The sequence below is a fragment of the Cedecea sp. B1(4) genome (genome assembly GCF_059414925.1).
Genome location: NZ_JCAHMZ010000008.1, coordinates 17,126 through 32,102 on the forward strand (window position 1 = coordinate 17,126; position 14,977 = coordinate 32,102).

Consider the following 14,977-nt stretch of genomic DNA (forward strand, 5'->3'; position numbering starts at 1 on the left):
GCGAGGAGAGGGTACTTTTCTGACTTAAGCGCTTTTTTGCAACAGCATCGACTTAATATGGCCGATAGCTTTCGTCGGGTTCAGTCCCTTAGGACAAACGCTGACGCAGTTCATAATGCTGTGGCAGCGGAATACGCTGAAAGCATCGCTCAGACCGTCCAGACGCGCGTCCGTTTCGGTATCGCGGCTGTCGATCAGGAAGCGATACGCAGCCAGCAAACCGGCCGGGCCGATAAACTTGTCCGGGTTCCACCAGAACGACGGGCAAGAAGTCGAGCAGCAAGCGCAAAGAATACACTCGTACAGACCATCAAGTTTTTCACGCTGTTCAGGCGACTGTAAATGCTCGCGAGCGGGTGGATTTTGCCCATTATTCAACAAGTAAGGCTTAATCTTCTCATATTGAGCATAGAATTGCCCCATGTCTACCACCAGATCGCGGATCACCGGCAGGCCAGGCAGAGGACGGATGACTATCTTCTGCTTACCGTTGCCGAGCGCCGAGATTGGCGTGATACAGGCCAGCCCGTTTTTGCCGTTCATGTTCAGGCCGTCGGAGCCACAAACGCCTTCACGACAAGAGCGACGGAATGACAGACTAGGATCTTTTTCTTTCAGCTGCATTAAAGCGTCAAGCAGCATCATGTCGCGACCCTCTTCCGCTTCCAGGGTGTAATCCTGCATGCGCGGAGCGTCGTCTACATCCGGGTTATAACGATAAACTGAGAATTCGAGTTTCATTGTCCTGTCTCCGCATTAATAAGTACGAATCTTCGGCGGGAACGCCGGACGCAGTTTCGGTTCCATGTTAACGCTACGACGCGTCATGGATTCCGTCTCTGGCAGATACAGGGAATGGCACAGCCAGTTTTCGTCATCACGCTCCGGGAAGTCGAAGCGGCTATGCGCGCCACGGCTCTCGGTACGGAAGTTTGCCGACACCGCAGTGGCGTAAGCGGTTTCCATCAGGTTATCCAGCTCCAGGCACTCAACGCGCTGGGTGTTGAACTCGCTGGAAGTGTCGTCCAGACGGGCATTTTTCAGGCGCTCGCGGATTGCTTTCAGCTGCTCAAGCCCTTTGGCCATCGCGTCACCTTCGCGGAATACCGAGAAGTTGTGCTGCATACATTCCTGCAGCGCTTTGCGGATTTCCACCGGATCTTCACCGTTACGGTTGCCGTTCCAGCGGTTAAGACGCTCAAGGGAGGCGTCAATTTCAGCGTCGGTTGCGTCAAGCAGATCGCCCTGCTCGGCAATGGATTCCTGCAGGTGCAGGCCAACAGCACGCCCGAACACCACGAGGTCAAGCAGGGAGTTGCCGCCCAGACGGTTCGCACCGTGTACGGAAACACAGGCGATTTCGCCCACGGCGAACAAACCAGGGATAACCACATCTTCGCCCTGCTCGTTCACGGTCAGCGCCTGGCCGGTCACTTTGGTCGGAATACCGCCCATCATATAGTGGCAGGTTGGGATAACCGGGATCGGCTCTTTCACCGGATCGACGTGGGCGAAGGTACGGGACAGTTCCAGAATGCCCGGCAGGCGGGATTCCAGCACTTCTTTACCCAGGTGGTCGAGTTTCAGTTTGGCGTGTGGGCCCCACGGACCATCACAGCCGCGGCCTTCACGGATTTCGATCATGATGGAACGCGCCACCACGTCACGACCCGCCAGGTCTTTCGCATTCGGGGCATAACGCTCCATGAAGCGTTCGCCGTGTTTGTTCAGCAGGTAACCGCCTTCACCACGGCAGCCTTCTGTGACCAGAACCCCTGCTCCGGCGATGCCGGTTGGGTGGAACTGCCACATTTCCATATCCTGCACCGGCACGCCAGCACGGATAGCCATGCCAACGCCGTCACCGGTATTGATGTGAGCGTTAGTGGTGGACTGATAAATACGGCCTGCGCCGCCGGTTGCCAGCACGGTCGCGCGGGCTTTGAAGTAAACCACTTCCCCGGTTTCGATGCACAGCGCGGTACAGCCAACCACTGCGCCATCGGCGTTTTTCACCAGATCCAGCGCATACCACTCGGAGAAGATGGTGGTGTGGTTTTTCAGGTTCTGCTGATACAGCGTGTGCAGTAAAGCGTGGCCAGTACGGTCAGCTGCCGCCGCAGTACGCGCCGCCTGCTCGCCGCCGAAGTCTTTCGACTGGCCGCCGAACGGACGTTGATAAATGGTGCCGTTTTCCAGACGGGAGAAAGGCAGGCCCATGTGGTCCAGTTCCAGAATCGCTTCCGGGCCGGTTTTACACATATATTCGATGGCGTCCTGGTCACCGATATAATCGGAACCTTTTACCGTGTCATACATGTGCCATTCCCAGTTATCTTCATGGGTATTACCCAGCGCCACGGTGATACCACCCTGCGCAGATACGGTATGGGAACGAGTTGGGAACACTTTAGAAAGCAGCGCACAGGTCTGGCCGCTTTGGGAAATCTGCAGCGCCGCGCGCATACCTGCGCCGCCGGCACCAATCACTACAGCATCAAATTCTCTGACTGGCAGTTTCATTACACACCCCACACCACAACGAATCCATAAATGACGTAAACCAACAGCGCGACAACAATCAGCAGCTGTAAAGGAAGGCGAATCGCCAGTGGTTTAACGTAGTCGGTCAACACCTGCCACATGCCAATCCAGGCATGGATCAAAATAGAGAACAGTGCCAGCAGGGTGAAAACTTTGGTGAAGGCAGAGGCAAAGAAGCCGTGCCAGACGTCGTAGGTCAGCTCGCCGGTGACAGCGAAGAAGCCAATCATGTAGATGATGTACAGGGTGAGTACGATGGCGGTAGCGCGAACCAGCACATAATCGTGCACGCCATTGCGACCCAATGCGGAGGCATTGCTTACCATACGAGGACTCCTGCAAGAATTGAAAGCACGACAGTAATAACAAAGGCGATATGTGCGGATCGTTTGCCCGCTACAAAGGTCTCTTCCAGATAGCCAAAGTCCATCAGCAGATGGCGAATACCAACCACCACGTGATAGGCCAGAGCCGTCAGAATGCCCCACATTATAAATTTAACGATAAAGCTGCTCATCACGGCGGACGCGGTCAGAAAACCTTCCGGGGAGGAGAGTGACAGTCCCAGCAACCAAAGCAGAATGCCGACCGCCACAAATGTGATCACGCCGGAAACGCGGTGGAGGATGGAAGCGATTGCAGTGACGGGGAACCGGATCGTTTTCAGATCCAGATTGACAGGTCGTTGTTTTTTCACGTTTCTTATCATGAATAGCGCCCACATGCTCTTCTTATTGTTTCCTTCCTCCGGATCTGCATTCGGGGTCAGACAGCGCTAACTTTCTATAACTGTGCGTCATGCAAAAAACAGCTACATCCAGAGGCCAGAGATCTGGCTACAACGCTGGGTGGCTCCCGGTAGCAGGGTGTTCCGGAGACCTGGCGGCAGTATAGGCTCTTCACAAAATCATTACAATTAACCCACATAATGTTTGAAGGGTTTTGCTCGGAACAGTGAGCAGGATCACGATAACAACATTATTTTAAATTTTAATCATCTGATTTGACAAAAGTTAAACATTCTTGTTACAAACAGGGCCAGAAAAGCCGTATAATTCGTAAAAGTTATAGGGTCAGCCTTTCACCTGAGTAATAGTTATGTAACAGTGGATGGGTATTGACCCGAGAGATCAGGACAGTTATTAGTGATATACAGGTTTGAATGATACTGATTGCTAAGACGCTGATTTGCTGTAGTTTCGCCCTCAAAGCGAGTGTTACCTGCAAGCGCCCATCGCTCTGTACCCTGGTTGTACTCCTCTAAACAGAGCCGCGAGCCAATTAAAAAACTGGTAACCAACCATTGTGGGTTCGAATGCAAATCGGACGCCCGGCAGTCTTATGAAATAAGGCGCTAAGGAGACCGTAAATGGCTGATACTAAAGCAAACCTCACCCTTAATGGTGACGATGCTCTCGAACTTGATGTGCTAAAGGGCACGCTAGGTCAGGATGTAATTGATATCCGTAGTCTTGGTTCTAAAGGTGTATTTACTTTTGACCCAGGTTTCACCTCTACCGCATCCTGCGAATCCAAAATCACTTATATCGACGGTGACGAAGGCATTCTGTTGCACCGCGGTTTCCCGATTGACCAACTGGCCACCGAATCCAGCTACCTGGAAGTGTGCTACATCCTGCTGAACGGCGAAAAACCGACGCAGGAGCAGTTCGACGAATTCAAAACCACCGTTACCCGCCACACCATGATTCACGAGCAGATCACCCGTCTGTTCCACGGCTTCCGTCGCGACTCGCATCCGATGGCCGTGCTGTGCGGTGTAACCGGCGCGCTGGCGGCCTTCTACCACGACTCCCTTGACGTGAATAACCCACGTCACCGTGAAATCGCGGCGTTCCGTCTGCTCTCCAAAATGCCAACCGTAGCGGCAATGTGTTACAAGTATTCGATTGGCCAGCCGTTTGTTTACCCACGCAACGACCTCTCCTACTCGGCTAACTTCCTGAACATGATGTTCTCCACGCCGTGCGAAGAATACAAAGTTAACCCAATTCTGGAGCGCGCAATGGATCGTATTCTGATCCTGCACGCTGACCACGAGCAGAACGCATCGACGTCAACCGTACGTACCGCAGGTTCTTCCGGCGCTAACCCATTTGCGTGTATCGCGGCGGGGATCGCTTCCCTGTGGGGACCGGCTCATGGCGGCGCGAACGAAGCTGCCCTGAAGATGCTGGAAGAAATCAGCACCGTGGAGCACATTCCAGAATTTATCCGTCGCGCCAAAGACAAAAACGACTCGTTCCGCCTGATGGGCTTCGGCCACCGCGTGTACAAAAACTACGACCCGCGCGCCACCGTGATGCGTGAAACCTGTCACGAAGTGCTGAAAGAGCTGAACCTGAAGGATAACAACCTGCTGGAAGTGGCGATGGAGCTGGAACACATCGCGCTGAACGACCCGTACTTCATCGAGAAGAAACTCTACCCGAACGTAGACTTCTACTCCGGCATCATCCTGAAGGCGATGGGCATTCCTTCCTCCATGTTTACCGTTATCTTCGCGATGGCGCGTACCGTGGGCTGGATTGCACACTGGAACGAAATGCACGACGACGGCATTAAAATTGCCCGTCCACGTCAGCTGTACACCGGCTACGACAAACGTGATTTCAAATCCGATCTCAAAAAGTAATATTTCTTACTTGATGAGTAAAAAACGCGCCGTGTGGCGCGTTTTTTTATTTCTGGCAGCCAGGGCACCAGTAAAACGGTCTTGAAGAGAGATTGGTTCTTTCAATAATCCCTCCACATCGTTCGCACGGTTCACCCGCCCGGTGAAATACCCTAAAGCTGAAAACAGCTCCGTGATGTTTGTTCTCATCTCCCTGGCCTCGCGTCTGATAAGAAAGCCGTGGAATCTCTAGCAAAGCAGTCGCTAACCGCTCAATCTGTTCTTCGCTTAAATCCTCCGCGCGGTGCTGCGGCGCAAGTTCCGCTTCCCAAAGGATTTCTACTCGCAGGTAATTCCCCAAACCGGCAAGAAAAGCCTGATCGAGCAGTAAGCCACTGAACTGCCGACGGCGAAACTTTGGCGACAGCAAACGTGCTTTGACCAGATCCACCGTCAGTGTTTCATCCAATACATCCGGCCCCACGCGCTGCAAGAAAGGCTGTTGTTCAAGCTGCCCCTGATCGAGGATTTGGATTTCCGAGGCGCTGTAAAGAAGAATGACTTTTTTAGCCGTTTGCAGCCTGACACGCAGTATGCGGTTCGTTTCCGCTACTTTACCTACGTCAGCCACTCGCCATACGCCATAAAGTTGATTATGGCTGTACAAGGTTAAGCCGTTGGAAAAATGCGTCAGCATTGCTTTCCCCCGGGTCTCGATACTGTCGATAGTTTTCCCCACCAGCATCGCCTCAAACGGCTTTAGCTCTTCAAAAGCAAACCAGGCTTCGGTTAACGGTTCCCCGCCCACGGCGGCTTCCAACTTATCCGCCGCGCGGCGAATCTCCGGTCCTTCCGGCATACTAAACTCCCTGAAACGTTATGCTTCCTGTGCCAGTTGCCAGGCAATCTGCTCGAGATAAATAGCCTGTTCGCGGCGCGCTTTGAGCGCTTCCGCCAGCGTACACGGCACAAAATGAATGGGTTCCCCCAGCCTGACCTGAGCCAGATGATAAAGATCGGCCTCAATCACGCAGGCAATACGAGGATAGCCCCCGGTTGTCTGGGCATCGTTCATTAACACAATCGGCTGGCCGTTATGCGGTACCTGAATCACGCCCGGCAGCAGGCCATGGGACAGCATTTCTCGCTGAGTCGTCCGCTCCAGCTCTGGCCCCTGAAGCCTATAGCCCATCCGGTTGCTCTGCGGGCTAATTTGCCAGGCCAATCGCCAGAAACTCTCCTGAGATACCTGGCTGAATTCCTGATACTCCGGCCCGGTCACGGCGCGAATGCGATTTCCCCAAAGCAGTTGTTTTACGCCGAGGGGATGCTGAAATTTACGTTGAGGTTTACGCAAAGCTAAACGGTCACCATCCCGCAGCAAACGGCCATAATGGCCGCCGATCCCGGCTTTAAGATCGGTGCTGTAAGACCCCATCACTTCCGGCACATCCAGGCCACCGTCGACGGCAAGGTAGCTGCGCATACCGTGCGTAGGTTTTTTCAGCGTCAGCCTTTGGCCTTTTTTGACAGGCAGTCGCCAGCCCGTCCACACGGCGTTGCCATCCAGCTCCGCATGGCAGCCCGCCCCGGTAAGCGCAAACCAGCCGCTACGCCCGAATTCAATGACGCACTGCCCAAGGGTGATTTCCAGCGCGGGGGCATCTGGCGCATTCCCAACCAGTAAATTGGCGACGGAGATGGCTGGGGTATCGAGCGCGCCGCAGCTGCTCACGCCCAAATGACGGTGCCCTTCCCGGCCCGTATCCTGCACGCTGGTTTGTATCCCGGCGCGAATAATATTCAGCATATGCCCCCCAGCTGTGGGACGAAACGCACGGTATCACCCGGCAACAATAAAGTGGGTGATGAGCCGTTGGGGTTAAACAAATCGAGTGAGGTGCGGCCGATGATTTGCCAGCCTCCCGGCGTCACCAGCGGATAAATGCCGGTTTGACTGCCACCAATGCCTACAGAGCCAGCGGCAACCTGAAGCCGGGGCTCTGCCCGGCGGGGCGTAGCGAGGCTTTCAGGCAGTCCCCCCAGATAAGCAAAGCCCGGCTGGAAGCCAAGGAAATAGACGATGTACTCCGCGTCAGAATGCAGGGCAACAACCTGTTCGGGCGTTAAGTTATTGTGGCGAGCCACGACATCAAGATCGGGCCCCACCTCGCCGCCGTATACGACCGGAATATCAATCTTACGAGGCGGAGGGATCACAGCCTCACTTTCTTCCCACCAGCGCTGGAGCCATTCAATGCCATCCAGCGCCAGCCGCTGAGGATCTTTCAGCACCACGGTGATGTTATTCATGCCCGGAATAGCCTCGCTCACCTCGTCAGAAGCATTCAGGCGCTGCAGCAGTCCCCAAATGCGCTGCTGGCTGGCAAGCCTGACAGGAGGATCCAGCTCCAGAACCACCGCTTTTTCACCCAATAAATAACAGCGAGCTCGTTGCACAGATCCTCCGGTATCAGGCTGGATTAGGGATATCGATAAAGATAACGTCGAGATCGGTTTCGCTGTTTAGCCAGTCGCTAAGTGCCTGGATCCCACCCCGCTCGGTGGCATGGTGACCCGCGGCGTAGAAATGCAGCCCCTGTTCGCGGGCGGAATGAATCGTCTGCTCGGAAACTTCGCCGGTAATAAACGCATCCACACCAAAGCGCGCCGCGCTATCGATAAAACCCTGCCCACCGCCCGTGCACCACGCCACGCGGCGGATCTGATCCGGGCCGGTGTCTCCACACCACAGCGGCGTGCGGCCTAAGCGCATTTCAATCCAGGAAGCCAGCTCCACGCCGGAAAGTGGCGTCGGGAACTCGCCCCACGGGACCAGCGACTCAACTTCTCCTTTCGTTTCAATCCCCAGCAGCGCGCCAAGTTGGGCGTTATTCCCCAACTGCGGATGGGCATCAAGCGGCAAATGCCAGCCGTAAAGGTTGATGTCGTTCGCCAGCAGCGTTTTCAGGCGGTTGCGCTTCATGCCGCGGATCACCGGCGATTCATTTTTCCAGAAATAACCGTGGTGTACGATCACCGCATCGGCCTGCTGGCGCACAGCTTCGTCCAGCAGCGCCTGGCTGGCAGTAACCCCAGTGACAATCTTGCGGATCTCTTCCCGGCCTTCAACCTGCAGGCCATTCGGGGCGTAATCACTGATTGCCGCGCTGTTCAGCTTGTCATTAATCAGGCGTTCCAGTTCACTGTTTTTCATCATTATTCTCTTTGGTTATTTTCTTGCCGCTTCATAAGCCGCAAGCGTATTCAGTCGGGCCTGCCTATGGTCAACAATCGGGCGCGGGTAGTCCAGCGTTTGCTTTTGTTTATCAGCCCAGTCCCACGGCGAATGAATCTGTTTCCCTGGCACAGTTTTCAGTTCAGGTAGCCAGTGGCGAATAAAATCCCCTTCAGCATCAAAGCGTTCACCCTGAGTTGTCGGATTAAAAATGCGAAAATAAGGCGCGGCGTCGGTGCCCGTAGAAGCCGCCCACTGCCAGCCGCCGTTGTTCGCCGCCAGATCGCCGTCAATCAGCTGCGACATAAAATAGCGCTCGCCCTGCCTCCAGTCGATCAGCAAATCCTTCACCAGAAAACTCGCCACAACCATACGTAAACGGTTATGCATCCAGCCCGTTTGGTTCAGCTGCCGCATCGCCGCATCGACAATGGGGTAACCCGTTTTACCCTGCTGCCAGGCTTCAAGCCATGCATTATTTCCGCTCCAGCGAACTTTATCCGTCCAGGCAATAAACGGCTGGTGACGGCAAAGTTTTGGGTACGCGACCATCAGATGGCGGTAAAACTCGCGCCAGATGAGTTCGTTGAGCCAGGTAGCTCCGGCTTCGCCCTCCAGCGCTTTAGGGTGCTCTTTTAGCAGACGATGCAGGCACTGGCGCGGAGACAAAACGCCGGTGGCCAGATAAGGCGACAGCCGGCTGGTGCCTTCTATCGCCGGGAAATCACGTTGTTCCGGGTAGTCGGCAGCGGGCTGCAGGCAAAATTTACGCAGCATGCCAATTGCCTCCGGCTCACCCACCGGGAAGAGTTCGCGGTCAAACGCCTCACGGGGCATATCAAACGCAAAGCGTTCATTGAAGTCGCACTCTCCACGGGCTTTGGGCGCAGGCACGCATTCCGGCAGCCCTTCCTGCAAGCGCCGAATAAACGCCTTGCTGAACGGGGTAAAGACTTTGTACATCTCGTGGTTGCCGGTAGTGACGCTGCCCGGTGCAAGCAGCAGGCTGTCATCAAATCCCTGCACGGTAACATCCACATCCAGAGTTTTTTCCAGCGCGGCGTCACGGGCACGCTCGTTAACTTCATACTGGTAGTTGTAAAAAAGCGCATCGGCTTTTTGTTCAGCGCAGAACGCTTTTATACAGTCTATCGACGCGGCAAAATCCGCAGCCTGTTGGATATGAAGTTCAATCCCACGCCCGGCAAGGGCATGACCCAATGCCCGTAAATGCTCAAAGATAAATTCGACCTGTTTTGGTGCCATGACGTGCTGCCGCCACTGTTCGGGCGTCACGACAAAAAATCCAATGACTTTTGCATCGGGATTACGGCAGGCGGCGTGTAAGGCGTAGTTATCGTGAATTCGTAGATCGTTGCGGAACCAGACCAGATGGGTGGGCATAATTCTCCCTGGATTAATTACCTGACCGCCGCCATTGCGCGTTGGCGACGGTTCAATATTGGAAGTTATTCCGGGCAGCAGAAGCATACCAATGCCAGACTAAGCGACATCGCTGGCTGCCCGCGTCTCAGTTGTTAACTAAGTGTAGCAAGACGCAGGCAACAAAAAAGCTACCCGGAGGTAGCTTTCGTCAAATCGATTCAGCTTTTAGTAATAATCGAAGGCGGCGGCTTCAGATTGTGCCATCCACACCGGCTTGTCGCTGGTTTTGGACCAGACGCGGTGCAGGTAGCTGTAAAAACGTGCGCGATCTTTCCAGAACAGCATTACAGGCAGCGCCAGCACACCGGCAGCGACTGCGAAGGTGCGGCGCAGGATGACCTGATGCGCAGGATATTCTTTGTATAAAGACATAGGCTTCTCCTCATAATGTGTGACCGACACCGCATGTCGGAAAATCGAAACTTGTTATCTGGTCAAAATACTACCTCATTGTTTGAAAGTTTACTACTCCTCCGACCAGATAAATGCACTTTTTTGTGCGCTATTTATCTTCTTACCTGTAATTAAGTTACAAAATGGTTAAATAAATACTAACCATTAGTTAACTAATGGCTTTTGCCATTTTTATACTTTTTTTACACCCCGCCCCCGGACTTTTACGACATCTTTTCACCCGAAATCCTATTCTGCCGCGAAATGCTTAACGCACCGTTGGAGGTGGATTGTGAGTGCAGGCGTCATAACCGGCATCGTGCTGGTCTTCTTGCTGTTGGGTTACCTGGTTTATGCCCTGATTAAAGCGGAGGCGTTTTAATGGCTGCGTCCGGATTTTTACTGATCGCCAGCTTCCTGCTGGTGCTCTTTGCCCTTGCGAAACCGCTGGGCGCCGTGCTGGCACGACTGATCGACGGCGAACCGCTGCCGATCGTGGGCCGCATTGAGCCCATTTTGTGGTCCCTGATGGGCAGCAAAGGTGAAGAAATGGGCTGGAAACGCTATCTGATGGCGATTCTGGCATTTAACGTTTTTGGGCTGATCCTGCTGTTCGCGATGCTGCTGTTCCAGGACAGTTTGCCGCTTAACCCTCAGCATCTGCCGGGCCTCTCCTGGCATCTGGCGCTGAACACTGCCGTCAGTTTTGTCTCCAACACTAACTGGCAGTCTTACGGCGGCGAAACCACGCTGAGCTACTTCAGCCAGATGGTGGGCCTGACGGTACAGAACTTCGTTTCTGCCGCCACCGGCATTGCCGTAGTGTTTGCGCTGATCCGTGGTTTCTCTCGCCATTCCACCAGCACGCTGGGCAACGCCTGGGTCGATTTAACCCGCGTTACGCTGTACATCCTGTTGCCAATCTCGCTGGTGATGGCGCTGTTCTTTATCAGCCAGGGTTCGCTGCAGAACTTCTCTGCTTACCAGCCTTACACCACCCTTGAAGGCGTTCAGCACCTGCTGCCGATGGGGCCGGTGGCTTCTCAGGAAGCGATTAAAATGCTGGGAACCAACGGCGGGGGCTTCTTCAACGCTAACTCCTCTCACCCGTTTGAGAACCCTACGGCGCTGACCAATTTCGTGCAGATGGTTTCCATCTTCCTGATCCCGGCTGCGCTCTGCTTCGCCTTTGGTGAAGCCGTGGGTGATCGCCGTCAGGGCCGCGCGCTGCTTTGGGCGATGACCATTATCTTCGTGGTCTGCGTGGTGGTAGTGATGTGGGCCGAGCTGCAGGGCAACCCGCACTTTATCCAATTGGGTGCCAACAGCAGCATTAACATGGAAGGCAAAGAGAGCCGCTTCGGCATTCTGAATAGCAGCCTGTTCGCGGTGATTACTACCGCCGCATCCTGCGGGGCGGTCAACGCCATGCATGACTCCTTTACGGCGCTGGGCGGCATGGTGCCAATGTGGCTGATGCAGATTGGTGAAGTGGTCTTCGGCGGCGTAGGCGCTGGCCTGTACGGCATGCTGCTGTTCGTCCTGCTGGCCGTGTTTATCGCCGGGCTGATGATTGGGCGTACCCCGGAATACCTGGGTAAGAAAATTGACGTGCCGGAAATGAAGATGACTTCGCTGGCCATTCTTATCACCCCTGCCCTGGTGCTGCTCGGCACCGCGCTGGCGATGATGACGGATGCAGGCCGCAGCGGCATGGCAAACCCAGGGATTCACGGGTTCAGCGAAGTGCTGTATGCGGTTTCTTCCGCCGCGAACAATAACGGCAGTGCCTTCGCAGGCCTGAGCACCAACACGCCGTTCTGGAACATGCTGCTGGCCGTGTGCATGTGGATTGGACGCTTCGGGGTGATTATCCCGGTAATGGCTATTGCCGGTTCCCTGGCCGCGAAAAAATCCCAGGCCGTCAGCATCGGTACGCTGCCAACGCACGGCCCGCTGTTTATCGGTTTACTGATTGGGACAGTGCTGCTGGTTGGCGCCCTGACCTTTATCCCCGCCCTCGCTTTAGGCCCGGTTGCGGAACACCTTTCTCTGGTTAATTTCTGATTACGAGGCTTCCATGAGTCGCAAGCAACAGGCGCTGTTTGAACCTGGTCTGATCCGTCAGGCGCTAATTGATTCTTTTAAAAAGCTCGCCCCGCAGGTGCAGTGGCGCAATCCGGTGATGTTTATCGTCTGGGTGGGGAGCATCATCACTACCCTGCTCGGGATAGCGATGTTCACCGGCCTGCAGCAGGGGGATGCCCTATTCACGCTCGCCATCAGCCTGTGGCTGTGGTTTACCGTGCTGTTCGCCAACTTTGCTGAAGCGCTGGCAGAAGGCCGCAGCAAAGCCCAGGCGAACAGCCTGAAAGGGGTGAAAAAAACCAGTTGGGCACGCAAACTGCGCAGCCCGCAGCATGATGCTCAGGTGGACCACGTTCCGGCGGCCGATCTGCGTAAAGGTGACGTCGTGCTGGTGGAAGCCGGGGACATCATCCCTTGCGATGGCGAAGTCCTTGAGGGCGGCGCGTCGGTGGATGAAAGCGCCATCACCGGGGAATCCGCCCCGGTTATCCGTGAATCCGGCGGCGACTTTGCCTCGGTGACCGGCGGGACGCGCATTTTGTCCGACTGGCTGGTCATCCAGTGCAGCGTTAACCCAGGGGAAACCTTCCTCGACCGCATGATTGCCATGGTAGAAAGCGCTCAGCGTCGTAAAACGCCGAACGAAATAGCCCTGACTATCCTGCTGGTCGCGCTGACAATCGTCCTGCTGCTGGCGACCGCAACCCTGTGGCCGTTCTCTGCCTATGGCGGCCAGGCGGCTAGCGTAACCGTGCTGGTCGCCCTGCTGGTCTGCCTGATCCCAACCACCATCGGCGGTCTGCTTTCCGCCATCGGGGTAGCCGGGATGAGCCGCATGCTGGGTGCGAACGTGATCGCCACCAGCGGCCGTGCGGTAGAAGCCGCCGGGGATATCGACGTCCTACTGCTGGATAAAACCGGCACCATCACGCTCGGTAACCGCCAGGCCTCAGCCTTCCTCCCTGCCCCTGGCGTGGATGAAAAAGAGCTGGCCGATGCCGCGCAGCTGGCCTCACTGGCGGATGAAACGCCAGAAGGCCGCAGTATCGTGGTGCTGGCAAAGCAGCGCTTTAACCTGCGTGAACGCGACGTGCAGAACCTGCAGGCAACGTTTGTGCCGTTTACCGCGCAAACCCGTATGAGCGGCATCAATATTCAGGACCGCATGATCCGCAAAGGTTCTGTGGATGCCATCCGCCGCCACGTAGAAGTGAACAACGGCCACTTCCCGGCCCAGGTCGACACGCTGGTTGAAGGCGTGGCTCGCCAGGGCGGTACGCCGCTGGTGGTTGCCGAAGGCGCTAACGTTCTGGGCGTAATCGCGCTGAAAGACATCGTGAAAGGCGGCATTAAAGAGCGTTTCGCACAGCTGCGCCAGATGGGCATCAAAACGGTGATGATCACCGGGGATAACCGCCTGACCGCCGCGGCGATTGCCGCCGAAGCCGGGGTGGATGACTTCCTTTCTGAAGCCACACCGGAAGCCAAGCTGGCGCTGATTCGCCAGTATCAAGCCGAAGGACGTTTGGTGGCGATGACCGGCGACGGCACCAATGACGCCCCTGCCCTGGCGCAGGCAGACGTAGCGGTAGCCATGAACTCCGGGACTCAGGCAGCGAAGGAAGCCGGGAACATGGTTGACCTGGACTCTAACCCAACCAAGCTGATTGAAGTGGTCCACATCGGGAAACAAATGCTGATGACTCGCGGGTCACTGACCACCTTCAGTATTGCTAACGACGTGGCGAAATACTTCGCCATTATCCCGGCGGCGTTTGCGGTGACTTACCCGCAGTTGAACGCGCTGAACGTGATGCACCTGCACTCCCCTGCTTCGGCCATCTTGAGCGCGGTTGTCTTCAATGCGCTGATCATCATCTGCCTCATTCCGCTGGCGCTAAAAGGCATTAGCTACAAGCCGCTGAGCGCGGCCGCGATGCTGCGCCGCAACCTGTGGATCTATGGCCTGGGCGGTATCGTCGTGCCGTTTATTGGTATCAAAGTGATTGACGTGATCCTGACCGTACTCGGTCTGGTCTAAGAGGAAAAGAACATGGCTACGTTACGCCCCGCTTTATTACTGCTGATTATCCTGACGCTGATTACCGGAGGGGTTTATCCCCTCCTCGCCACGCTGCTGGGGCAATGGTGGTTCCCGGCTCAGGCCAACGGCTCGTTAATCGTTGAAGACGGCAAGGTTCGCGGTTCAGAACTGATTGGTCAGGACTTCACTAACGCAAAATATTTCCAGGGCCGCCCCTCTGCCACCTCGGATAGCCCCTATAATCCAATGGCATCCGGCGGCAGCAACCTTGCGGCCAGCAACCCGGAACTGGACAAAGAGGTTAAGGCTCGCGTTAGTGCGCTGCGTGCGGCTAACCCGGAGGCTAATCCAGCGGTACCCGTTGACTTAGTCACCACCTCCGCCAGCGGCCTGGACGGGCAGCTTTCTCCTGAAGCGACCGCGTGGCAAATCCCACGGGTAGCGAAAGCCAGAAACCTGCCGGTGGAGCAAATCGCTCGCCTGGTGGCGGAAAACACCACCACGCCGCTGGTGAATTTTATCGGCATGCCGGTAGTGAATATCGTTAAGCTGAACCTGGCGCTGGACCACCTCCAGGCGAAGTAAAAAG

At 55.5% G+C, this 14,977-nt stretch carries 15 protein-coding genes; 5 read left to right on the forward strand and 10 right to left on the reverse strand.

Annotated features, from left to right (window positions below):
• Nucleotides 1-24: 24 nt before the first annotated feature.
• Genes sdhB through sdhC form a run of 4 tightly spaced genes read right to left on the reverse strand, consistent with a single transcriptional unit; the run spans nt 25 to nt 3,268 of the window.
• Nucleotides 25-741: a succinate dehydrogenase iron-sulfur subunit SdhB gene (gene sdhB, locus ACR6JA_RS17165; protein WP_085541216.1), complete on the reverse strand. Its 717-nt coding sequence runs from the start codon at nt 739-741 to the stop codon at nt 25-27.
• A 15-nt stretch (nt 742-756) separates the two neighbouring features.
• Entirely contained in the window at nt 757-2,523 is a 1,767-nt protein-coding gene (sdhA, locus tag ACR6JA_RS17170; protein ID WP_008456142.1) for a succinate dehydrogenase flavoprotein subunit, read from the reverse strand.
• Nucleotides 2,523-2,870 (reverse strand): succinate dehydrogenase membrane anchor subunit, encoded by a 348-nt coding sequence (gene sdhD / locus ACR6JA_RS17175; protein ID WP_008456141.1) that lies wholly within the window; start codon nt 2,868-2,870, stop codon nt 2,523-2,525. The genes sdhA and sdhD overlap by 1 nt, the downstream gene beginning before the upstream one ends.
• A complete protein-coding gene (gene sdhC / locus ACR6JA_RS17180; protein WP_034808195.1) occupies nt 2,864-3,268 on the reverse strand; it encodes a succinate dehydrogenase cytochrome b556 subunit in 405 nt (134 codons plus the stop codon). Before sdhC ends, sdhD begins: the two co-directional genes overlap by 7 nt.
• A gap of 645 nt (nt 3,269-3,913) precedes the next feature.
• Here sdhC and ACR6JA_RS17185 point away from each other — a divergent pair.
• Complete coding sequence (locus tag ACR6JA_RS17185; protein WP_008456139.1) at nt 3,914-5,200, forward strand: citrate synthase; 1,287 nt, start codon at nt 3,914-3,916, stop codon at nt 5,198-5,200.
• 46 nt (nt 5,201-5,246) lie between these two features.
• Here the strand turns inward: ACR6JA_RS17185 and nei are convergent, their stop codons facing one another.
• The 6 genes from nei to ACR6JA_RS17215 all read right to left on the reverse strand — a co-directional run bounded on the left by nei (nt 5,247) and on the right by ACR6JA_RS17215 (nt 10,235).
• The gene (nei, locus tag ACR6JA_RS17190; protein WP_494494095.1) at nt 5,247-6,038 is read right to left on the reverse strand and encodes an endonuclease VIII; all 792 of its coding nucleotides are present in this window, start codon (nt 6,036-6,038) and stop codon (nt 5,247-5,249) included.
• Nucleotides 6,039-6,056: 18 nt separating this feature from the next.
• Nucleotides 6,057-6,989, reverse strand: a complete 933-nt coding sequence (pxpC, locus tag ACR6JA_RS17195; protein ID WP_494494094.1) for a 5-oxoprolinase subunit PxpC — start codon at nt 6,987-6,989, stop codon at nt 6,057-6,059.
• Complete coding sequence (gene pxpB, locus ACR6JA_RS17200; protein ID WP_494494093.1) at nt 6,983-7,639, reverse strand: 5-oxoprolinase subunit PxpB; 657 nt, start codon at nt 7,637-7,639, stop codon at nt 6,983-6,985. Before pxpB ends, pxpC begins: the two co-directional genes overlap by 7 nt.
• 13 nt (nt 7,640-7,652) lie before the next feature.
• Nucleotides 7,653-8,396: a type 2 GTP cyclohydrolase I gene (locus ACR6JA_RS17205; protein WP_213713384.1), complete on the reverse strand. Its 744-nt coding sequence runs from the start codon at nt 8,394-8,396 to the stop codon at nt 7,653-7,655.
• 15 nt (nt 8,397-8,411) lie between these two features.
• Nucleotides 8,412-9,821 carry a deoxyribodipyrimidine photo-lyase gene (gene phrB / locus ACR6JA_RS17210; RefSeq protein ID WP_494494092.1) on the reverse strand — a complete coding sequence of 470 codons (1,410 nt, stop codon included), beginning with the start codon at nt 9,819-9,821 and terminating at the stop codon, nt 8,412-8,414.
• Between the two features lie 207 nt (nt 9,822-10,028).
• Nucleotides 10,029-10,235: a YbfA family protein gene (locus tag ACR6JA_RS17215; RefSeq protein WP_008456133.1), complete on the reverse strand. Its 207-nt coding sequence runs from the start codon at nt 10,233-10,235 to the stop codon at nt 10,029-10,031.
• Between the two features lie 313 nt (nt 10,236-10,548).
• Here ACR6JA_RS17215 and kdpF point away from each other — a divergent pair, with 313 nt between their 5' ends.
• From kdpF to kdpC, 4 genes are read left to right on the forward strand one after another with little or no spacing between them, the layout of a single operon-like run.
• Nucleotides 10,549-10,638, forward strand: coding sequence for a K(+)-transporting ATPase subunit F (gene kdpF / locus ACR6JA_RS17220; protein WP_008456132.1), 90 nt, complete (start codon nt 10,549-10,551; stop codon nt 10,636-10,638).
• Nucleotides 10,638-12,323 (forward strand): potassium-transporting ATPase subunit KdpA, encoded by a 1,686-nt coding sequence (kdpA, locus tag ACR6JA_RS17225; protein ID WP_494494091.1) that lies wholly within the window; start codon nt 10,638-10,640, stop codon nt 12,321-12,323. Before kdpF ends, kdpA begins: the two co-directional genes overlap by 1 nt.
• A 13-nt stretch (nt 12,324-12,336) precedes the next feature.
• Entirely contained in the window at nt 12,337-14,385 is a 2,049-nt protein-coding gene (kdpB, locus tag ACR6JA_RS17230) for a potassium-transporting ATPase subunit KdpB (protein WP_213713378.1), read from the forward strand.
• A 12-nt stretch (nt 14,386-14,397) separates the two neighbouring features.
• Entirely contained in the window at nt 14,398-14,973 is a 576-nt protein-coding gene (gene kdpC, locus ACR6JA_RS17235) for a potassium-transporting ATPase subunit KdpC (protein ID WP_166994551.1), read from the forward strand.
• Nucleotides 14,974-14,977 lie beyond the last annotated feature (4 nt).

Bases quoted from the DNA above. Each gene is read 5' to 3' on its own strand.
- sdhB (WP_085541216.1), bottom strand. From the start codon at position 741: ATGAAACTCGAATTCTCAGTTTATCGTTATAACCCGGATGTAGACGAC.
- sdhA (WP_008456142.1), bottom strand. From the start codon at position 2,523: ATGAAACTGCCAGTCAGAGAATTTGATGCTGTAGTGATTGGTGCCGGC.
- sdhD (WP_008456141.1), bottom strand. From the start codon at position 2,870: ATGGTAAGCAATGCCTCCGCATTGGGTCGCAATGGCGTGCACGATTAT.
- sdhC (WP_034808195.1), bottom strand. From the start codon at position 3,268: ATGTGGGCGCTATTCATGATAAGAAACGTGAAAAAACAACGACCTGTC.
- ACR6JA_RS17185 (WP_008456139.1), top strand. From the start codon at position 3,914: ATGGCTGATACTAAAGCAAACCTCACCCTTAATGGTGACGATGCTCTC.
- nei (WP_494494095.1), bottom strand. From the start codon at position 6,038: ATGCCGGAAGGACCGGAGATTCGCCGCGCGGCGGATAAGTTGGAAGCC.
- pxpC (WP_494494094.1), bottom strand. From the start codon at position 6,989: ATGCTGAATATTATTCGCGCCGGGATACAAACCAGCGTGCAGGATACG.
- ACR6JA_RS17205 (WP_213713384.1), bottom strand. From the start codon at position 8,396: ATGAAAAACAGTGAACTGGAACGCCTGATTAATGACAAGCTGAACAGC.
- phrB (WP_494494092.1), bottom strand. From the start codon at position 9,821: ATGCCCACCCATCTGGTCTGGTTCCGCAACGATCTACGAATTCACGAT.
- ACR6JA_RS17215 (WP_008456133.1), bottom strand. From the start codon at position 10,235: ATGTCTTTATACAAAGAATATCCTGCGCATCAGGTCATCCTGCGCCGC.
- kdpA (WP_494494091.1), top strand. From the start codon at position 10,638: ATGGCTGCGTCCGGATTTTTACTGATCGCCAGCTTCCTGCTGGTGCTC.
- kdpB (WP_213713378.1), top strand. From the start codon at position 12,337: ATGAGTCGCAAGCAACAGGCGCTGTTTGAACCTGGTCTGATCCGTCAG.
- kdpC (WP_166994551.1), top strand. From the start codon at position 14,398: ATGGCTACGTTACGCCCCGCTTTATTACTGCTGATTATCCTGACGCTG.